At 69.1% G+C, this 19,899-nt stretch carries 18 protein-coding genes; 9 read left to right on the forward strand and 9 right to left on the reverse strand.

Annotated elements, in window-relative coordinates; genetic code table 11:
• The first annotated feature begins 46 nt into the window (after positions 1–46).
• From A5655_RS06825 to A5655_RS06860, 8 genes are all read left to right on the forward strand, one after another.
• On the forward strand, positions 47–781 hold the full coding sequence (locus A5655_RS06825; RefSeq protein WP_067007198.1) for an NUDIX hydrolase: 735 nt from the start codon (positions 47–49) through the stop codon (positions 779–781).
• Entirely contained in the window at positions 778–3,165 is a 2,388-nt protein-coding gene (locus A5655_RS06830; RefSeq protein WP_067007201.1) for a hypothetical protein, read from the forward strand. The genes A5655_RS06825 and A5655_RS06830 overlap by 4 nt, the downstream gene beginning before the upstream one ends.
• Entirely contained in the window at positions 3,162–6,785 is a 3,624-nt protein-coding gene (locus A5655_RS06835) for a murein biosynthesis integral membrane protein MurJ (protein WP_067007205.1), read from the forward strand. The genes A5655_RS06830 and A5655_RS06835 overlap by 4 nt, the downstream gene beginning before the upstream one ends.
• A gap of 63 nt (positions 6,786–6,848) precedes the next feature.
• Complete coding sequence (sigM, locus tag A5655_RS06840; protein WP_067007208.1) at positions 6,849–7,439, forward strand: RNA polymerase sigma factor SigM; 591 nt, start codon at positions 6,849–6,851, stop codon at positions 7,437–7,439.
• Positions 7,440–7,454: 15 nt separating this feature from the next.
• The gene (locus tag A5655_RS06845) at positions 7,455–8,198 is read left to right on the forward strand and encodes a hypothetical protein (protein ID WP_067007211.1); all 744 of its coding nucleotides are present in this window, start codon (positions 7,455–7,457) and stop codon (positions 8,196–8,198) included.
• A 77-nt stretch (positions 8,199–8,275) separates the two neighbouring features.
• Positions 8,276–9,286, forward strand: coding sequence for a thioredoxin-disulfide reductase (trxB, locus tag A5655_RS06850; protein ID WP_067007215.1), 1,011 nt, complete (start codon positions 8,276–8,278; stop codon positions 9,284–9,286).
• Positions 9,283–9,630 carry a thioredoxin gene (trxA, locus tag A5655_RS06855; protein ID WP_067007218.1) on the forward strand — a complete coding sequence of 116 codons (348 nt, stop codon included), beginning with the start codon at positions 9,283–9,285 and terminating at the stop codon, positions 9,628–9,630. Before trxB ends, trxA begins: the two co-directional genes overlap by 4 nt.
• Before the next feature lie 132 nt (positions 9,631–9,762).
• Positions 9,763–10,983: an N-acetylmuramoyl-L-alanine amidase gene (locus A5655_RS06860; RefSeq protein WP_067007221.1), complete on the forward strand. Its 1,221-nt coding sequence runs from the start codon at positions 9,763–9,765 to the stop codon at positions 10,981–10,983.
• Here the strand turns inward: A5655_RS06860 and A5655_RS06865 are convergent.
• The 9 genes from A5655_RS06865 to rpmH form a co-directional block, all read right to left on the reverse strand.
• Positions 10,980–11,744: an acetyltransferase gene (locus tag A5655_RS06865; RefSeq protein ID WP_067007224.1), complete on the reverse strand. Its 765-nt coding sequence runs from the start codon at positions 11,742–11,744 to the stop codon at positions 10,980–10,982. The genes A5655_RS06860 and A5655_RS06865 overlap by 4 nt on opposite strands.
• A 275-nt stretch (positions 11,745–12,019) precedes the next feature.
• Entirely contained in the window at positions 12,020–13,003 is a 984-nt protein-coding gene (locus A5655_RS06870; protein ID WP_067007227.1) for a ParB/RepB/Spo0J family partition protein, read from the reverse strand.
• Between the two features lie 23 nt (positions 13,004–13,026).
• A complete protein-coding gene (locus tag A5655_RS06875; protein WP_156764746.1) occupies positions 13,027–14,109 on the reverse strand; it encodes a ParA family protein in 1,083 nt (360 codons plus the stop codon).
• A complete protein-coding gene (gene rsmG / locus A5655_RS06880) occupies positions 14,004–14,666 on the reverse strand; it encodes a 16S rRNA (guanine(527)-N(7))-methyltransferase RsmG (RefSeq protein ID WP_231999091.1) in 663 nt (220 codons plus the stop codon). Before rsmG ends, A5655_RS06875 begins: the two co-directional genes overlap by 106 nt.
• A gap of 137 nt (positions 14,667–14,803) precedes the next feature.
• The gene (locus A5655_RS06885; RefSeq protein ID WP_067007230.1) at positions 14,804–15,376 is read right to left on the reverse strand and encodes a R3H domain-containing nucleic acid-binding protein; all 573 of its coding nucleotides are present in this window, start codon (positions 15,374–15,376) and stop codon (positions 14,804–14,806) included.
• An 81-nt stretch (positions 15,377–15,457) separates the two neighbouring features.
• A complete protein-coding gene (gene yidC, locus A5655_RS06890) occupies positions 15,458–16,591 on the reverse strand; it encodes a membrane protein insertase YidC (RefSeq protein WP_156764747.1) in 1,134 nt (377 codons plus the stop codon).
• Positions 16,572–16,928, reverse strand: coding sequence for a membrane protein insertion efficiency factor YidD (gene yidD / locus A5655_RS27010; RefSeq protein WP_231999090.1), 357 nt, complete (start codon positions 16,926–16,928; stop codon positions 16,572–16,574). The genes yidC and yidD overlap by 20 nt, the downstream gene beginning before the upstream one ends.
• Positions 16,925–17,281: a ribonuclease P protein component gene (gene rnpA / locus A5655_RS06895; protein WP_082978534.1), complete on the reverse strand. Its 357-nt coding sequence runs from the start codon at positions 17,279–17,281 to the stop codon at positions 16,925–16,927. The genes yidD and rnpA overlap by 4 nt, the downstream gene beginning before the upstream one ends.
• 22 nt (positions 17,282–17,303) lie before the next feature.
• A complete protein-coding gene (gene rpmH, locus A5655_RS27015) occupies positions 17,304–17,447 on the reverse strand; it encodes a 50S ribosomal protein L34 (RefSeq protein ID WP_068111553.1) in 144 nt (47 codons plus the stop codon).
• A 591-nt stretch (positions 17,448–18,038) separates the two neighbouring features.
• On the opposite strand from rpmH, the gene dnaA reads away from it, so the two are divergent.
• Positions 18,039–19,595 (forward strand): chromosomal replication initiator protein DnaA, encoded by a 1,557-nt coding sequence (dnaA, locus tag A5655_RS06900; protein WP_067007239.1) that lies wholly within the window; start codon positions 18,039–18,041, stop codon positions 19,593–19,595.
• The last annotated feature ends 304 nt before the right edge of the window (positions 19,596–19,899 follow it).

The raw sequence follows: 19,899 nt of genomic DNA on the forward strand, positions 1-19,899 counted from the left end.
GCGAGTATCTCGGGAAGAAGGACCCCCGCCAGCTACTATCGCTTGGGTGTCGGACGCCGAACAAGCCAGACCACGTCGACGCCGGGGCCGGCGTCGGCGTCGTGGCGCGGCAGGCGCGGCCGAGACCCCCACCGATCCCCAGACGAACGGCGACTCGTCGCCCCCCAAACCCCGGCGGTCCCGGCCATCCCGCCACGTACCGGATCGACTCAAAACCGTGCACGAAACCTCCGCCGGTGGGCTGGTCATCGACGGCATCGACGGGCCACGCGACGAGCAGGTCGCGGCGCTGATCGGTCGCGTCGATCGGCGCGGACGGATGCTGTGGTCGCTGCCCAAAGGACATATAGAGATGGGCGAGACCGCGGAGCAGACCGCGATTCGAGAGGTCGCCGAGGAAACGGGTATTCGCGGCAGCGTGCTGGCCGCGCTGGGACGCATCGACTACTGGTTCGTGACCGATGGCCGCCGGGTGCACAAGACCGTGCACCACTATCTGATGCGCTTCTCCGGCGGCGAGCTGTCCGACGAGGACCTCGAGGTCGCCGAGGTGGCGTGGGTGCCGATCGGCGAGTTGCCGTCCAGGCTGGCCTACGCCGACGAGCGCCGCCTCGCCCAGGTCGCCGACGAGCTGATCGACAAGCTGCAGAACGACGGCCCGGCCGCGCTGCCGCCGCTGCCCCCGAGCGCGCCCCGGCGGCGCCCACAGACGCATTCGCGGACCCGGCATTCCGACAATCCCGTGGCGGGCCGGAAGAACGGTCACGGGCCGGGGCCGTGACGGTTCCCCGACTCTGCTGGGCCGGCTTTGTGCGCCTTGCCGCAGTGGTTGGCATCGTGGCCGGTTTTGCGATGTTCGCCGGGCCCGCCCCGCGCGCGGCCGCGGGCGAGCCCGGGGAGACACCGTTCGTCCGGGTCCGCATCGACCAGGTGACCCCCGACGTAGTCACCACAACGAGCCCGCCCGTCGTCACCGTCAGCGGAATGGTGACCAACATCGGTGACCGCCCGGTGCGCGACGTCATGGTGCGGCTCGAGCACGCGCCGGCGGTCAACGACTCTGCGGCGTTGCGGACCTCCCTGGACGGCGGCACGGACCAGTACCAGCCGGCCGCGGACTTCCTCACGGTGGCCCCCGAATTGCAGCGCGGCCAGGAAGCCGGGTTCACGCTGTCGGCCCCGCTGCGCTCGCTGGGCAAGCCGTCCCTGGGGATGGAGAAGCCCGGCATCTACCCCGTCCTGGTCAACGTCAACGGGACACCCGACTACGGCGCCCCGGCCCGCCTGGACAACGCGCGGTTCCTGCTGCCCGTGCTCGGTGTGCCGTCGGACCACGCCGACGACCTCAATTCCGTCGTCGCGCCGGATACCTCCAAGCCGGTGTGGATCACCATGCTCTGGCCGCTGGCCGACCGGCCGCGGCTGTCCCCCGGCGCACCCGGCGGCACCATCCCGGTCCGGTTGGTCGACGACGACTTGGCCACCTCACTGGCCACCGGCGGGCGGCTCGACGTCCTGCTGTCCGCGGCCGAGGTCGCCACCAGCCACGACGTCGACCCGGACGGCGCCGTCGGCCACGCGCTATGCCTGGCCGTCGACCCGGACCTGCTGGTCACCGTCAACGCAATGACCGGCGGCTACGTGGTGTCCAACTCGCCCGACGGGCCCGCCCAACTGCCGGGCACCCCAACGCATCCCGGCACCGGCCAGGCCGCCGCCACCGAATGGCTGAACCGGCTGCGCGCCCTGGCCCACCGCACCTGCGTGGCGCCGCTGCCCTATGCCCAGGCCGACCTCGACGCCCTGCAGCGCGTCAACGACCCCGGGCTGAGCGCCGCCGCCACCAACAGCGTCGGCGGCATCGTCGACCGCATCCTGGACGTGCCGTCCATCCGCGGAGCCACGCTGCTTCCCGACGGCCCCTTGACCGGCCGAACCGTCGGCCTGCTCAGCGCCAACGACAGCACCGTCGCGATCGCCGCGGGCGACCTGTCCGCCCAGGACGCGACGAACGAGAACCCGGCCGGCGTCGACACCGCGCCGAGGCGGCTGTCGCCCCAGGTGGTGGCGGCGCCGTTCGACCCCGCCGTCGGGGCCGCGCTCGCCGGCGCGGGCAACAACCCAACGGTCCCCACCTACCTAGACCCTTCGCTGACCGTCCGGCTCTCGCACGACTCGAACACCGCCCGGCGCCAGGACGCGCTGGGCTCGATCTTCTGGCATGCGTTGCAGCGCGACGCGGCCCCGCGCACCCAGCTGCTGGTGCCGCCGGCGACGTGGAACCTGCAGGCCGACGACGCGCAGGTCATCCTGACCGCCCTGGCTACCAGCATCCGGTCCGGCCTGGCGGTGCCGCGACCGTTGCCCGCCGTCGTCGCCGAGGCCGGCGCCCACACCGAGCCGCCCGAGCAGGTGACCAACGACGGCGCCGCGCGCGGCCGGTTCACCGATGACGTCACCGCCAACATCGCCGCCCAGGTCGGCCGGCTGTGGGGCCTGACCTCCGCGCTGAGCACCGACGAGCGCACCGGCCTGACCGGCGTCCAGTACACCGCGCCGCTGCGCGAGGACATGCTGCGCGCGCTGAGCCAATCCGAACCCCCGGACACCCGCAACGGGCTGGCCCAGCAGCGCCTGGCGGTGGTCGGCAAGACGATCAACGACCTGTTCGGCGCGGTCACGATCGTCAACCCCGGCGGCTCCTACACGCTGGCCACCGAGCACAGCCCGCTGCCGCTGGCGCTGCACAACGGCCTCGCGGTCCCGATCCGGGTGCGGCTGCAGGTCGACGCGCCGCCGGGGATGACGGTCACCGACGTCGGCCAGATCGAATTGCCGCCGGGCTACCTGCCGCTGCGGGTGCCGATCGAGGTGAAATTCACCCAGCGCGTCGCGGTCGACGTGAGCCTGCGGACCCCCGACGGCATGCGGCTCGGCGACCCCGTGCGGTTGTCGGTGCATTCCAACGCGTACGGCAAGGTGCTGTTCGCGATCACGCTCAGCGCGGCGGCGGTGCTGGTGCTGCTGGCCGGTCGCCGGCTCTGGCACCGGTTCCGCGGCCAGCCCGACCGCGCCGACCTGGACCGTCCCGACCCGCCGCACCCCGGATCCGCCGACCTGCACGACGAGATCGACGATCGGGTCGAGCCCAAACCCCGCGTATGAACCCCGCCTTTCGGCGGACGCACCCACAGCCGCCACAGCAGCGTTTGCCGGCGCCGCCTCGCCACGCCCGCCCGGGCCCGCCGACCGGTCCCCTGCCGCCGGTGCCGGAGCTGGCGCGTCGCCGGCCCGAGCTGTCCGACGCCGCCCTGGTCTCACGGTCGTGGGCGATGGCGTTCGCGACGCTGATCAGTCGCCTCACCGGCTTCGCGCGCATCGTCGTGCTGGCCGCCATCCTGGGTGCGGCGCTGTCCAGCGCCTTCTCGGTGGCCAACCAGCTGCCGAACCAGGTCGCGGCGCTCGTGCTGGAGGCGACGTTCACCGCGATATTCGTTCCGGTGCTGGCCCGCGCCGAGCAGGGCGACGCCGACGGCGGCGCGGCGTTCGTGCGGCGCCTGGTCACGCTGACGACCTCGCTGCTGGTGGTCGTCACAGCGCTGTCGGTCGTGGCAGCGCCGTTGTTGGTGCGGCTGATGCTGGGCCGGGCCCCGCAGGTCAACGAGCCGCTGACCACCGCCTTCGCCTACCTGCTGCTGCCGCAGGTGCTCGCCTACGGGCTGACGTCGGTGTTCATGGCGATCCTGAACACCCGCAATGTGTTCGGGCCGACGGCGTGGGCCCCCGTCGTCAACAACGTGGTGGCGCTGACGACCCTCGGGGTGTACCTGGCGGTGCCCGGCGAGCTGTCCGTCGACCCGGTCCGGATGGGCAACGCCAAGCTGCTGGTGCTCGGCATCGGCACCACGCTCGGGGTGTTCGCGCAGACGGCCGTGCTGCTGGTGGCGCTGAAACGCCAGCGGGTGAGCCTGCGCCCGCTGTGGGGAATCGACGAGCGCGTCAAGCGATTCGGCGCGATGGCCACGGCGATGGGGCTCTACGTGGTGATCAGCCAGCTCGGACTGGTGGTCGGCAACCAGGTCGCCAGCGCCGCAGCCGCGTCCGGTCCCGCGATCTACAACTACACCTGGCTGGTGCTGCAGCTGCCCTACGGCATGATCGGCGTGACCGTGCTGACCGTGGTGATGCCGCGGTTGAGCCGCAACGCCGCCGCCGACGACACCGGGGCCGTGCTCGCCGACCTGTCGCTGGCGACCCGGCTGACGCTGGTCACGCTGATCCCGATCGTGGCGTTCATGACCGTCGGCGGCCCGGCGATCGGCAGCGCGCTGTTCGCCTACGGGCATTTCGGCGAGGTCGACGCCGGCTATCTGGGCGCGGCGATCGCGTTGTCGGCGTTCACGTTGATCCCCTACGGCCTGGTGCTGCTGCAGCTGCGCGTCTTCTACGCGCGCGAACAACCCTGGACGCCCATCGTCCTCATCCTCGTCATCACCGCGGTCAAGATCGTCGGCTCGGTGCTGGCACCCCACCTCACCCACGACCCCAAACTGGTGGCCGGGTTCCTCGGGCTCGCCAACGGCGTCGGATTCCTGGCCGGCGCCGTCGTCGGCTACTACCTGCTGCGACGGGCGCTGCTGCCCAAGGGCGGCCACCTGATCGGCGTCGGCGCGGTGCGAACGATCCTGGTGACGATCGTGGCGTCGATGCTGGCCGGCCTCGTCGCCCACGTGGCCGATCGGCTGCTCGGCCTGGCCAGGCTGACGGCGCACGGCGGCGCGGGCTCGCTGCTGCGGCTGTTGGTGCTGGGAATCATCATGTTGCCGATCATGGCCACGGTCATGGTTCGCGCGCGGGTCCCCGAGGCGCAGGCCGCGTTTGATGCGCTGCGGCGCCGCTTTTCGCGCCGCGGCCCGAGCCTCCCGGTTGCTTCGCGCAAACCGGCTGGGCGGCAGGGATCGTCTCGGCCGGGCCACGTCACGTACCCTGAGCAGAGGAATTCGTCCCCGCCGGGGGTAAGTGCGGTCCAGGAGCCGATCCGGCGCAGGCCTCCGGAGCGGGTAGCCAGCGCCCGAACGAAAGGACCGGAGGTGACCGACCGCCCAGTGGAAAGCGCATCGAGCGCTGGATCCGGCTTGGGGTCAGGCGCCGAGGACTTCCAGCCCGACATTCCGCCCCGGCCGGCGCCCGAACGGTCGGCGCCGCGCCCGTCCGACCGCCTGAACGGCGACCTTTCGGCCGACAACGCCGGCGGGCCGATCCCGTTCGACGCGCCCCGCGAACGGGCCGGGGATTTGGCCGACGACGTGCACCTCGTCCCGGGCGCCCGCATCGCCGCCGGCCGGTATCGGCTGCTCGTCTTCCACGGCGGCGCACCGCCGTTGCAGTTCTGGCAGGCGCTGGACACCAAGCTCGACCGGCAGGTGGCGCTGACTTTCGTCGATCCCGACGGCGCCCTGCCCCCCGAGGTGCTACAAGACATCCTGTCCCGGACCCTGCGGCTGAGCCGGATCGACAAGCCCGGCATCGCCCGCGTCCTCGACGTCGTCCACACCGGCTCCGGCGGCTTGGTCGTCTCGGAGTGGATCCGCGGCGGTTCGCTGCAGGAGGTGGCCGACACCGCGCCGTCGCCCATCGGCGCCGTCCGCGCGATGCAGTCGCTGGCCGCCGCCGCCGATGCCGCACACCGCGCCGGGGTCGCCCTGTCGATCGACCACCCCAGCCGGGTGCGCGTCAGCATCGACGGCGACGTCGTGCTGGCCTACCCCGCGACCATGCCCGACGGCAACCCGCAACAGGACATCCGCGGCATCGGCGCCGCCCTCTATGCGCTGCTGGTCAACCGGTGGCCGTTGCCGGAATCCGGGGTGCGCAGCGGGCTGGCACCGGCCGAACGTGATTCCACCGGTAATCCCGTCGAACCCATGGCCGTCGACCGCGACATCCCCTTCCAGGTTTCGGCGGTCGCGGTGCGGGCGGTTCAAGAAGACGGCGGAATACGCAGCGCCTCAACCCTTTTGAACCTGCTGCAGCAGGCGACGGCGGTGGCCGATCGCACCGAGGTGCTCGGTCCCATCGATGATTCGCCCGCGCTGCCGCCCACCACCCGGTTGTCCACCGGTCGCGAGTACGCGACCTTCGCGCGCAGGCGCCGCAACGTGCTGATCGGTGTCGGCGCCGCCGTCGCCGTCATCGTGGTGGCCCTGCTGGTGTTGGCGTCGGTGGTGAGCAAGATCTTCGGCAACGTCGGCGGCGGCCTCAACAGAGACGAGCTCGGGCTCAACGGGCCGTCGTCGTCGGCGGCGTCGTCGGCTCCCAGCTCCGCGGCCGCGGGCAGCGTCGTCAAGCCCACCAAGGCGACGGTCTACTCCCCCGACGGGGACGCCGACAATCCCGGCCAGGCCGGGCAGGCGATCGACGGCGACCCCTCGACCGCCTGGTCGACCGAGGTCTACACCGACGCGGTCCCGTTCCCCTCCTTCAAGCAGGGCGAAGGGCTGATGTTGCAGCTGCCCAACCCCACCGTGGTCGGTCAGGTCAGCATCGACACGCCCAGCAGCGGCACCAAGGTCGAGATTCGCGCGGCCTCGACGGCGGCGCCGTCCCGCCTCGAAGACACCACCGTGCTGGCTCCGGCATTCACGCTCAAGCCCGGGCATAACGTCATCCCGGTCCGGGGCGGCTCGGCGACGTCGAACGTGCTGGTGTGGATCTCCACGCTGGGAAGCACCAACGGCAAGAGCCAGGCCAGCTTCTCGGAAGTCACGGTTCAAGCCGCATCCTGAGCGCGCTCACAGACCCGGCGTTGGTGAAGTGCCGCACCACCCCCGATTGGTTAATGTCCGGCCGTGGGTCTCGGGGGGAACAGCCAGGGCGAGCGCAGTGACGCCGAGCTGCTGGCGGCCCACGTCGCCGGCGACCGCTACGCCTTCGGCGAGTTGTTCCAACGCCACCAACGCCAGCTGCACCGGCTGGCCCGGCTGACCACCCGCACCCGCGAGGACGCCGAAGACGCACTGCAGGACGCGATGCTTTCGGCGCATCGCGGCGCCGGATCGTTCCGGCATGACGCCGCCGTCGGCAGCTGGCTGCACCGCATCGTGGTCAACGCCTGCCTGGACCGGCTGCGCCGCACCAAGGCCCACCCGACGGCCCCCCTAGAGGACGTCTACCCGGTCGCCGATCGCACCGCGCAGGTCGAGACGGCGATCGCGGTGCAGCGGGCCCTGATGCGCCTTCCCGTCGAGCAGCGGGCCGCGGTGGTGGCCGTCGACATGCAGGGCTACTCGGTCGCGGACACCGCCGCGCTGCTGGGCGTTGCCGAGGGCACCGTCAAGAGCCGATGTTCCCGCGCCCGGGTCCGCCTCGCCGAGCTGCTCGGCTACCTCAACGTCCGCGCCACGCCCGACCGCCCCGCCGGTCAGCCGGGCTGCGCATGACGGACACTGGGGCGGATGGGTGAAACCGACGACGAAACCGCGGACGGTGCGGCGGACCCTCCCCTGACGGTCGAGCTCCTCGCCGACCTGCAGGCCGGTCTGCTCGACGACGATTCCGCGGCCCGCCTGCGCCAACGGGTCCGCGACGACCCGGACGCGGAGAAAATCCTGCGGGCCCTGAATCAGGTGCGCTGCGACGTCGCGACGTTGGGTGCCGATCCGGCGTCCGCGCCCGAGGTGCCCCCGGACGTCGCCGCCCGGATTTCGGCGGCGTTGGCCTCGGCCGACCACCCCGCCGCCGCGCACTCGGCCCGGCCGCATCTGGGGCCCGCCAGGGTGGTCGCGGGCCTGACCGGCGTGGGCGCGGTGCTGGCGGCGATCGGGGTCGGCACGGTGGCGCTGATCAGCGCGCCGGAGCCCGCCCCGAGCACCCCGGCCACCGCCGAGCACATCACGGTGTCGACGCCGCCGATGACGATCCCGCTGTCGCAGGCCGAAATCCTCGGCCTGCTCAACCTCAGCCCCGACTACGGCCCGCTCGGCGACCCCGCACGGCGCGCGTCCTGTCTCAGCGGCCTCGGCTACCCGGCGTCCACGCAGGTGCTGGGCGCGCGACCGGTGGACATCAATGCCCGCCCCGGCGTGCTGCTGGTCTTGCCCGGCGACACGCCCGAGAACCTGGCGGTCTTCGCGGTGGCGCCGAATTGCAGCGCCGCCGATACCGGGTTGCTGGCGAACACGCAGGTCCCCAGGACCTAGTCTGGTGGCCAGCTCCCGGGAACACCCGCGCCTACGCTGGCGTTCGTAGACGTAGCTTCCGTACCTGAAAGGCCCGAATGACTGCCGACACCTCCGCTGCCCACGACACCGTCCACGACGTCATCGTCATCGGCTCGGGTCCCGCCGGGTACACCGCGGCGCTCTACACCGCCCGCGCGCAGCTGGCCCCCCTCGTTTTCGAGGGCACGTCCTTCGGTGGCGCGCTGATGACGACCACCGAGGTGGAGAACTACCCCGGCTTTCGCGAGGGCATCACCGGCCCGGAGTTGATGGACGAGATGCGCGAGCAGGCGCTGCGGTTCGGCGCGGACCTGCGGATGGAGGACATCGAGTCGGTATCGCTGGACGGGCCCGTCAAGTCGGTCGTCACCGCCGACGGCGAAACCCACCGGGCCCGGGCCGTCATCTTGGCCATGGGCGCGGCCGCCCGCTACCTGCACGTCCCTGGCGAACAGGAGTTGCTGGGTCGCGGCGTGAGTTCGTGTGCCACCTGCGACGGGTTCTTCTTCCGCGACCAGGACATCGCTGTGATCGGCGGCGGCGACTCGGCGATGGAAGAGGCCCTCTTCCTCACCCGCTTCGCCAGCAGCGTCACGCTGGTGCACCGGCGCGAAGAGTTCCGGGCGTCCAAGATCATGCTCAACCGCGCCCGCAACAACGACAAGATCACGTTCATCACCAACGCCGCCGTGTCCGCGGTCGAGGGCGACACCACGGTGACCGGATTGCGGTTGCGCGACACCGTAACTGGCGAAGAATCCACCCTCGCGGTGACTGGCGTTTTCGTGGCGATCGGTCACGAGCCGCGCTCGGAGCTGGTGCGCGATCTGGTCGACGTCGATCCCGACGGCTACGTACTTGTGCAGGGGCGCACGACCAGCACCTCGCTGGAGGGCGTGTTCGCGGCCGGCGACCTGGTGGACCGCACCTACCGACAAGCGATCACCGCCGCCGGCAGCGGCTGCGCCGCGGCCATCGACGCCGAGCGTTGGCTGGCCGAACAGGAAGACGAGCCCGCAACCGGAAACGCTGAGGGTACCGACACATTGATTGGAGCACCACGATGACCGAAAAGGCCGGCGCCACAATAGAAGTCTCCGACGCATCCTTCTCCTCGGAGGTGTTGTCGAGCAATAAGCCTGTGCTGGTTGACTTTTGGGCCACGTGGTGCGGACCATGCAAGATGGTCGCTCCGGTTCTGGAGGAGATCGCGAGCGAGCGCGGCGACCAGCTCACCATCGCCAAACTCGACGTCGACGCCAACCCGGAGACGGCCCGGGATTTTCAGGTGGTTTCGATCCCCACCATGATCCTGTTCAAGGACGGCCAACCGGTGAAGCGGATCGTCGGCGCCAAGGGCAAGGCGGCGCTGCTGCGCGAGCTTTCCGACGCGGTTCCCAACCTCGCCTGACGCCCGTCGGGTTCGTCGCACCACGCCCCGCGCTTAGCCTGGGGTTTTCCGAAAATTGAGAAGGATCTGCGACAATAGCGCTTAGCCGTTGCCCAAATTCAGCCTGTCAATTTGTCCCGGAGGACCTTTGGTATGTCGAGTCCGCGCCGTGAATACGGCGAGGCGCTGCGCTGTGGTGACCGCAGCGCTGCCGTGACCGAAATCCGGGCGACGCTGGCCGCGCTAGGGCTGCTGGACAATCCCGAAGAAGACCTGACCACCGGCCGGCACGTGGCCGTGGAGGTCTTCGATGCCCACCTCGATCAGGCGGTGCGCGCGTTCCAGCAGAATCGCGGGCTCCTGGTGGACGGCATCGTCGGCGAAGCCACCTACCGCGCGCTGAAGGAGGCCTCGTATCGGCTGGGCGCGCGGACGCTGTATCACCAATTCGGCGCACCGCTCTACGGGGACGACGTCGCCACCCTCCAGGCGCGGCTCCAGGACCTCGGTTTCTACACCGGCCTGGTCGACGGGCACTTCGGCCTGCAGACCCACAACGCTTTGATGTCCTACCAGCGCGAATACGGACTTTCCGCCGACGGCATCTGCGGCCCGGAAACCTTGCGGTCCTTGTACTTTCTCAGCTCACGGGTCAGCGGCGGCTCGCCGCACGCCATCCGCGAGGAAGAGCTGGTCCGCCGCTCGGGACCCAAACTGTCGGGCAAGCGCATCATCATCGATCCGGGCCGCGGCGGCACCGACCACGGCGCCATCATGCAGGGGCCGGACGGACCTGTCAGCGAAGCAGATGTGCTGTGGGACTTGGCGAGTCGGCTCGAGGGCCGGATGACCGCGATCGGCATGGAGACCTTTCTGTCGCGGCCGACCAACCGCAGCCCGTCGGATGCCGAACGCGCGGCCACGGCCAACAACGTCGGCGCGGACCTGATGATCAGCCTGCGCTGCGAATCCCAGGCCAGCCCGTCGGCCAACGGCGTCGCCTCCTTCCATTTCGGCAACTCGCACGGTTCGGTCTCGACGATCGGGCGCAACCTCGCCGACTTCATTCAGCGAGAAGTCGTGGCCCGCACCGGTTTACGGGATTGCCGAACCCATGGGCGGACGTGGGATCTGTTGCGGCTCACCCGGATGCCCACGGTTCAGGTCGACGTCGGCTACATCACCAACCCGCGCGACCGCGCGATGCTGATCTCCACGCAGACCCGCGACGCCATCGCCGAAGGCATCCTCGCCGCGGTCAAGCGGCTCTACCTGCTCGGCAAGAACGACCGGCCCACCGGCACCTTCACCTTCGCCGAGCTGCTGGCCCACGAGCTGTCGGTGGAGCGGGCATCCAGGCTGGGCGGTTCTTAACTGCTCCCGTTGATCCGCAGCGTATTTCCCACAGCAGAAGAACCCGAACCCGCCCCCACCGGCTCTTCCAGTTGGGCGTTGGCCAGCAGGCGCTCCAGCGCCGCCTCGACCTCGGCCTTCCAACCAAGTCCCTTGTCCAACTCCAGCCGCAGCCGCGGAAAATACTTGTGCGGCGCCACCACAACGAATCCCACGTCCTTCAAGAACTCGGCGTCGATCATGCAGTGGTCGACCGAGCAGTCACCGAGCGCCTCCAGCACCGGCCAGACATCGGGGTCCACCATCCGCGGATCCTGCAGCTCGGACGCGGCCGGCGTGCGACCGAACGCTTCCAGCGCCCGGACCCCGCGGCGCACCAGCTCGTCGACGACTCGGGCGATGAGCCCATGCGGCAGGTCGTCGGCGGCTTGCCCCGGCTCGATGTTCATCGACGTCAGCAGCACCGCGTCGGCGGACACCGGCGCGGTGGGAAACCGTTGCGCCCGTGGCACCGCCCGCGGCGGGGCGTAGAGGACGTATCCCAGGCACGGCGGCTCGGCGTGGCTGCGCTCGTCGTCGGGAATCGCGGTCGCGACCAGCCCGCACGAACCCCACTCCAGCATCACCATCGACAACCACGCTTCCTTTTCGAATTCGGGGTCGGCGAGGTGGTCCTGGTTACCGAGGGTCGCGGGGTCGACCTCCCAGAACACGCATCGGCGCGCATGCTTGGGAAGCTGCTCGAAAGCCTCGAGCCGAAGCGGCGTGATTCGAGCGGACACTAGCCTCCTGGCTTCCGTGCGGTCCTGCAGCCATTCAATTGTGGCCCACCGGCAACCTCTCCAGGATAGGAGAGTTTGACCTCATCGGACCAGTGTTTGCCCCGCCACTTGGGCCGCCCCGGGGTGACGGTCCGGGCACCGGGTCGGCCGCCGGGTAAACGACGAAACACCTTGAGGCACATGGGAACTCCGCTGAGTTAAGGCAAACGAGGCCGGCGATTTCGGGCCCCGAAGGGCCCCAGTGTCACAGTGACGTAATTACACCGTGTGTACGGTCATGCCTTCGGAGGGGTCATCACGTCCACGATCCGCTGGAGATCCTCGACCGAGCCGAACTCGACGACGATCCGCCCCTTGCGTTTGCCCAGGCTGACCGTGACCCGGGTGTCGAAGGTGTTGGACAAGCGCTCAGCAACGTCTTGAAGGCCGGGCATCTGAATCGGCTTGCGGCGTTGCGGGGCCGGGGCGGCGCCGTCGCCGCGGTTGGCCAGGGTGACCGCTTCCTCGGTGGCGCGCACCGACAGACCCTCGGCGACGATCCGCCCGGCCAGCTCCTCCTGCGCCTCCGGGCCGGACTCCAGGGCCAGCAGCGCGCGGGCGTGGCCGGCGGACAGGACCCCCGCTGCGACCCGCCGCTGCACCGCGATCGGCAGCTTCAGCAACCGGATCATGTTGGTGATCAGCGGCCGGGACCGGCCGATGCGGGACGCCAGTTCGTCGTGGGTGACGTCGAACTCGTCGAGCAGCTGCTGGTAGGCCGCCGCCTCCTCCAAGGGGTTCAGCTGTACCCGGTGGATGTTCTCGAGCAGGGCGTCGCGCAGCAGATTGTCGTCGCCGGTCTCGCGCACGATCGCCGGGATGGTGGCCAGGCCCGCCTCCTGCGCGGCGCGCCAGCGTCGCTCCCCCATCACGATCTGGTACCGGGCCCCGCCCGGCGCCCCGGCCACCGCGCGGACCACGATCGGCTGCAGGAGCCCGAACTCGCGAATGGAGTGCACCAGCTCCGAGAGGGCCTCCTCGTCGAACACCTGCCGGGGCTGACGCGGGTTGCGCTCGATGTCGCCCGGCGCGATCTCGCGGTAGACCGCGCCCACCGAGGCGGCCTCCTGCGCCGGCCCCCCGATCAACACGTCGGCCGCCGCGTCCCCCATCCGCGGGCCCAGCGTCGCCGGCCCCGAGTCGCCCTCCGCCGGGCCGGTGGGGATAAGCGAAGCCAGGCCCCGGCCGAGGCCGCCCTTCTTGCGTAATGGCTGCGTCATGGTCGTCCCTTCACGGATGGTGTTCAATCGCGCTCGGCGAGTTCGCGGCTCGCGTCGAGATAGCTCATCGCCCCGCGCGAACCGGGGTCGTAGTCGATGATCGTCATGCTGTAGCCGGGCGCCTCGGAGACCTTGACGCTGCGCGGAATCACCGTGCGCAACACCTTGTTTCCGAAGAACCGGCGGACCTCGTCGGCGACCTGATCGGCCAGCTTGGTTCGTCCGTCGTACATCGTCAGGATCACGGTGGTCACCTCGAGCCGGGGGTTGAGGTGGGCCTTGACCATCTCGATGTTGCGCATCAGTTGGGACACGCCCTCCAGCGCGTAGTACTCGCACTGAATCGGGATCATCACCTCGGGCGCGGCCACGAGCGCGTTGATCGTGAGCAGTCCGAGCGAGGGCGGGCAGTCGATGAAGACGTAATCGAAGTCGAACTGGTCGAGCTCGGCCAGCGCGGTGCGTAGCCGGTTCTCGCGCGCGACCATGCTCACCAATTCGATTTCGGCGCCGGCCAGGTCGATCGTCGCCGGCACACAGAACAGCCGCGCGCTGTGCGGGCTCGGCCGTAACGCGTCACGCAGCGATACCTCGCCGATGAGGACCTCGTACGAGGACGGGGTCCCCGACTGCCGGTCGTGGATGCCCAGCGCGGTGCTCGCGTTGCCCTGGGGGTCGAGATCGATGACGAGAGTCTTGAGGCCTTGCACGGCCAGCGCGGCGGCGAGGTTGACCGCGGTGGTCGTCTTGCCGACGCCGCCCTTTTGGTTCGCGACGGTGAATACCCGTCGGTGGGTCGGGCGGCGCAGCGGCGAGTAGGTCGTGTGGAGGACTCGCATGGCACGCTCGGCGGCGGCGCCGATCGGGGTGTCGTATTCGCTCGGTGTTTCACGTGAAACATCGGTCGGCGCGGCGTCCTCCGCTGCGGCCGGCGCCGGGGGCTGCGCCTGCGCGACGGCCGGTGACGGCGGGGGTCCGTTGGACCAATCGGGTGGAGAACTCACCGTGCCCCCCTGTCTGCCGACCGTGCCGGCTTCTGGCGCGAAGGCCTTCCTCGTCGCGCTAAGACCACGGTTGCGGGCGGACACAAGTAGTTCACGCCACATGTCACCACCCTGACATCCACGGCACCCGATCCGGCCATCACACGCCGGTGCTCTTGCACTTCGTCGGGAGCGCGCTCCCCCTTGATCGCGATCATCCGCCCGTCCTGCCGCAGCAACGGCATGCTCCACTTCGCCAACTTGTCCAGCGCCGCAACCGCGCGCGACACCGCGGCGTCCCGGGAGCCGAATCGATCGCGCACCCAAGGGTCCTCCGCACGGCCGCGCACCACCTCGACCGCCAACCCTAGTTCGGCTACGGCCTCGGTGAGAAACTCGCTGCGGCGCAGCATCGGTTCGAGCAGCACGACCTCGAGATCGGGCCGCGCGATCGCCAGCGGGATCCCCGGCAACCCGGCCCCGCTGCCGATATCGATCACCCGCTCGCCCGGATCGAGGAGCTCCCCGACCGCCGCACTATTTAATAGGTGACGGTCCCAGAGCCGACCCACCTCCCGGGGGCCCAGGAGTCCGCGCTCCACGCCGGCGCCCGCGAGCAATTCCGCGTAGCGCCGCGCGAGATCCATCCGGTCCCCGAAGACGGCGGTCGCGGCATCCATCGATCCGGCGCCCTCCGCGTCCCCGCCGCCGGCATGTTTCACGTGAAACATCTCGCTGTCTCGTTTCACGTGAAACATCCTCGATCCTCTGCGGCCCGTGGGGACATCCGCGAATTACACGGCTGTGACTCGGTGGGCTAGTCGAGCAGGACGACGACCCGGCGCGACGGCTCCTGGCCCTCGCTCTCGCTGTGCACCCCGGGCACCGCGGCCACGGCGTCGTGAACGATCTTGCGCTCGAACGGTGTCATCGGGGAAAGCTCCTCGCGCTCCCCGGTGCTCAGCACGCGGCGCGCCACCTTGTCGCCCAGCGCGGCCAACTCCTCGCGGCGCCGGCGTCGCCAGCTCGCGATGTCGAGCATCAGCCGGCTGCGCACGCCGGTCTTCTGGTGCACCGCCAGCCGGGTGAGTTCCTGGAGGGCATCGAGCACCTCGCCGCCGCGGCCGACCAACTTGTTCAAGTCGTCGCTGCCGTCGATGCTCACGACCGCGCGGTCGCCCTCGACGTCCAGGTCGATGTCGCCGTCGAAGTCCAACAGGTCCAACAGCTCTTCCAGGTAGTCGCCGGCGATCTCCCCCTCGGCGACCAGTCGCTCCTCCTGGTCGTCGACGCGGTCGGGGCCGCGGTCCCCCGCCGTCTCATCGGCGGACGGGGCCTGCGCGTCGAGTTCGGTGTCCACGTCGCGCTCGGTGGTGTCGGCGTCTGTCATGTCGTTCCCTCTCCCTCATCACGGGTCCCTCTGCAGTCGGGTCACTCGCCCGGGGGACCACCTAAAAGCTGTGGCGCGTCGTCAGCGCTTTCGTTTCTTCGGCCGCGCCCCGGGCCGCGGGGTGCGGTTGGTCGGGCCGTTGGTGCGCCCCGCCGGGTTCGGCTTGTCGGGTTGCGCCGTTGCCGTTTTCGCCCCGGCGGCACCGTCACCGGATCCCTCGGAATCCGTGTCCGCGTCGGTGGCGTCGTCGGTCCCCGCCGACGAACCATTGCCGCTCGCCGACGCCGTCTTAGAATTGCGCTTCGGCTTGGCGCCCGGCGCCGGCGCGTTGGCCGCCCGCCGCTGCACGGCCTCCTGCCGCTTGGCCTCTTCCTCTTTCTCGATCATCCCGAACACGTAGTGCTGCTGTCCGAACGTCCAGATGTTGTTGGAGAACCAGTACAGGATGATCGCCAGCGGAAGAAACGGACCACCGACGACGACGCCGAGCGGAAACACATACAGCGCAAGCTTGTTCATCATCGCGGTCTGCGGATTGGCCGCCGCCTCCGCGCTCTGCCGGGCCACCGACGCGCGGCTGTTGAAGTAGGTCGCGACGCCGGCCAGGATCATCACCGGCGCACCCACCGCGATCAGTGCCGGCCGGCTGAAGTGAGTGAACGCGTCCAACCCGGCGTGCTGGGTCATGAACGCGCCGATCGGGGCGCCGAACAGGTTCGCGTCCAGGAAGTGACCCACGTCGGCCGGGCCGAAGAAATAGTTTCCGGTGGCCCGGTTCTGGGCCACCGACATATGCGGCTGGCCGAAGCCGCCGGTCGTGCGGTTGAAGGACCGCAGCACGTGATACAGCCCGAGGAACACCGGGATCTGGGCGAGCATCGGCAGGCAGCCCAGGATCGGATTGAAGCCGTGCTCGCGTTGCAGCTTCTGCATCTCGAGCGCCATGCGCTGGCGGTCCTTGCCGTACTTCTTCTGCAGCGCCTTGATCTGCGGCTGCAGCTCCTGCATCTGCCGAGTGGTGCGGATCTGGCGCACGAACGGCTTGTACAGGATCGCCCGCAACGTGAAGACCAGGAACATCACCGACAGAGCCCAGGCGAAGAAGTTCGACGGTCCCAGCGCGGCCGCGAACAACTTGTACCAGGCCCACATGATCCACGACACCGGGTAGTAGAAGACGTCGAGGCTGAAGAAATCAAACGACAAAAGACTCACTCTCCCGTTGCTGCGGCGCGGTGCGCCCCGCTGGTCTGGGGCCGGCGCCTTCGAAGCTCGCCCGGCATCCGTGTCGATCCGGTATCGGATCCCATCCTCCCCGATGCCACGGTCCACATTTGGCGAGCCTGGCCACCGACAACCAGCTCCCCCGGATCAAGCCGTACTCGGTGAGGGCGTCGACGGCGTACTGGCTACAGGTCGGTACGAAGCGGCACGTCGCCGGGCGGAGCGGCGACACCATGTGCCGGTACAGCTGGATCAAGAAAATCAACCCACGCGTGGTGGCCCGCCCCGCCCCGCCGATCACGGCACGCACCCCCGCCGCACGCGTCACCGCTCGGCTCCCGCCGACTCGAACGCGCGTCGCAGGCAGCGCCGCAGCTGCTGCTCGAGCCGTGCCGACGACGCCAGCCGACTGCTTGGCAACGCGCGGATCACCACGTGATCGGATTGGTGGAGGTCGCCCAACATGGTCCGGGCGGCGTGCCGCAACCGACGCGCCACGCGATGACGCTCGACGGCCGATCCCACCGGTTTGGCGATGATCAGACCCACCCGGGGGCCTGTGCCGTCCCCGGAAGCCCGCCGGACGTGCACGACGACATCGGGCTGCGCCGAGCGCACCCCGTACTTCACCGCGGCGTCAAACTCAGTTGACCGCCTCATGCGGTTGCGTGCGGAAAGCACCGCCAAAAACCTGGCGTTGCGATCAGGCAGTTAACGCGCGGCGGCCCTTACGGCGCCGGCCGGAGACGATCGCCCGCCCGGCGCGGGTGCGCATCCGCAACCGGAAGCCGTGCACGCGGGCTCGGCGCCGGTTATTCGGCTGGAAGGTCCGCTTGCCCTTGGCCACGGCGTTCTCCTCGTAATTCGAACCTTCCGTCCGCTCGCGCCATTCGTCCGCGGGTCGGTCGGAGGTGGGTCTTGCTACTGGCCGGCGCGGTCCCCGGTCGTAATCTGGGTCGCAGCCGTATCGCCGACTTTCGGGCGACTGTTTGAGGGTACTGACGTGCCATCGCTGGGTCAAACTTGGTCTGCCGCAACGCACCAAACTCACACATCCGCGAAAACCGAAGTTCTCGAACGCGTTCCTGCGGCACCATAGGAGGACGGGCGACGGGCAGGCCCCAGAACACCCTAGAGAAGCCGATTGGAATGCAGCAGAACTGTTGGCAGCCGAACGGAAAACTGTTAACTTCGGGCAATGCCGTTTCAGAGTGGAGCGGCGCTCGACGACAAAGCGAGGATGGCGGATCGAGTAGCTGTCTAGGCGACCTACGGAGGTTGCCATCAGCACGAAGATCGCGGGCCGTCGCCGGTAGGCTGCGGCTCGTCTACGATCATCCTGTCCACACCTGTGGATAACCATGTGGACAGCTGTTTCGTCGTTAAGCGTTAGTTGCCCCTCGACCCGGGATCTGCGAGAGCCAGGGAGATTACGTCGTTGACCGATGACCCCGGTTCAGGATTCACAACAGTTTGGAACTCGGTCGTCTCCGAGCTCAACGGCGAGTCCCCTTCGGACGGCATCACGGCCAACCGCACCGCACTTGTCACTCCCCTGACGCCCCAGCAAAGGGCGTGGCTGAATCTCGTCCGGCCGCTGACGATCGTCGAGGGGTTTGCTCTGCTGTCGGTGCCGAGCAGCTTCGTGCAAAACGAGATCGAACGTCACCTGCGCGCCCCGATCACCGACGCGCTCAGCCGCCGGCTCGGGCAACAGATCCAACTCGGCGTGCGCATCGCCCCACCGCCCGAGGACTCCGACGCGAGCGCGTTCACCAACGCCGAGGCCTTCCCCCAAGCGTCGGAAACCTCCGCCCTCGACCAGGCCGACGATGCCGACCTCGACACGTCGATCGACACCGACGAAACCGACGAAAATGGTGAAGTCCCGGGCGGCGCGGAACAGAGCTGGCCCAACTACTTCACCGAACGCCCGCACGCGGCCGACCCGGCCGTCGCCGGCGGCACCAGCCTGAACCGGCGCTACACCTTCGACACCTTTGTCATCGGCGCGTCCAACCGCTTCGCACACGCCGCGGCCCTCGCCATCGCGGAAGCCCCGGCCCGCGCCTACAACCCGCTCTTCATTTGGGGCGAGTCCGGCCTGGGCAAGACGCACCTACTGCACGCCGCCGGCAATTACGCCCAACGGTTGTTTCCCGGCATGCGCGTGAAATACGTCTCGACCGAGGAATTCACCAACGACTTCATCAACTCGCTGCGCGACGATCGCAAGGTCGCGTTCAAACGCAGCTACCGCGACGTCGACGTGCTGCTGGTCGATGACATCCAGTTCATCGAGGGCAAGGAAGGTATCCAGGAAGAGTTCTTCCACACCTTCAACACCCTGCACAACGCCAACAAGCAGATCGTCATCTCGTCCGACCGGCCACCCAAGCAACTCGCCACGCTGGAAGACCGGCTGCGAACGCGGTTCGAGTGGGGACTGATCACCGACGTGCAGCCCCCCGAGCTCGAGACCCGCATCGCGATTCTGCGCAAGAAGGCACAGATGGAACGGCTGGCGGTGCCCGATGACGTTCTCGAGCTGATCGCCAGCAGCATCGAGCGCAATATCCGCGAGCTCGAAGGGGCTCTCATCCGGGTGACGGCGTTCGCCTCGTTGAACAAGACCCCGATCGACAAGGCGCTGGCCGAGATCGTGCTCCGTGATCTCATCGCCGACGCGAGCACCATGCAGATCAGCGCGGCCACCATCATGGCCGCCACCGCCGAGTACTTCGACACCACCGTCGAGGAACTGCGCGGCCCGGGCAAGACTCGGGCGCTCGCGCAGTCCCGCCAAATTGCGATGTACCTGTGCCGTGAGCTCACCGACCTGTCACTGCCCAAGATCGGTCAGGCATTCGGGCGTGATCACACCACGGTCATGTACGCGCAGCGAAAGATCTTGTCCGAGATGGCCGAGCGCCGTGAGGTCTTCGATCACGTCAAGGAGCTCACGACCCGCATCCGGCAGCGGTCCAAGCGCTGACCGCGGCCCCTCGAGACCACCCTGCCAAAGTTTTTTTCAAAAAACTTCTCGCTCCCCTGTCACAACTGTCACTCCAGGGCGTTGTGAGCAGCGCTGTGCACAAGCCCGTCAAAGACCGGTGCAGGAATGGGGTTTCCGTGCACACCCGTCTTCCATCCCCATCCGCCCAACAAGCGCCGCCCCGTTGTCAACGATGTCATCCACAACCCCGTCGCTCCCCTAGCTGCGCTAAGGCCGGGCTGTCCACAAGATGCACAGGCCTTAATACTGGTACTGAGATCTTTCCGTTATTTCTTCTTTGAAG

It is taken from the genome of Mycobacterium sp. 1081908.1 (genome assembly GCF_001673535.1).
Taxonomy (GTDB): domain Bacteria; phylum Actinomycetota; class Actinomycetes; order Mycobacteriales; family Mycobacteriaceae; genus Mycobacterium.

Coding starts and splice junctions, on each gene's coding strand:
- A5655_RS06835 (WP_067007205.1), top strand. CDS start 3,162: ATGAACCCCGCCTTTCGGCGGACGCACCCACAGCCGCCACAGCAGCGT.
- A5655_RS06845 (WP_067007211.1), top strand. CDS start 7,455: ATGGGTGAAACCGACGACGAAACCGCGGACGGTGCGGCGGACCCTCCC.
- trxB (WP_067007215.1), top strand. CDS start 8,276: ATGACTGCCGACACCTCCGCTGCCCACGACACCGTCCACGACGTCATC.
- trxA (WP_067007218.1), top strand. CDS start 9,283: ATGACCGAAAAGGCCGGCGCCACAATAGAAGTCTCCGACGCATCCTTC.
- A5655_RS06860 (WP_067007221.1), top strand. CDS start 9,763: ATGTCGAGTCCGCGCCGTGAATACGGCGAGGCGCTGCGCTGTGGTGAC.
- A5655_RS06870 (WP_067007227.1), bottom strand. CDS start 13,003: ATGACGCAGCCATTACGCAAGAAGGGCGGCCTCGGCCGGGGCCTGGCT.
- A5655_RS06875 (WP_156764746.1), bottom strand. CDS start 14,109: ATGTGGCGTGAACTACTTGTGTCCGCCCGCAACCGTGGTCTTAGCGCG.
- rsmG (WP_231999091.1), bottom strand. CDS start 14,666: ATGGATGCCGCGACCGCCGTCTTCGGGGACCGGATGGATCTCGCGCGG.
- A5655_RS06885 (WP_067007230.1), bottom strand. CDS start 15,376: ATGACAGACGCCGACACCACCGAGCGCGACGTGGACACCGAACTCGAC.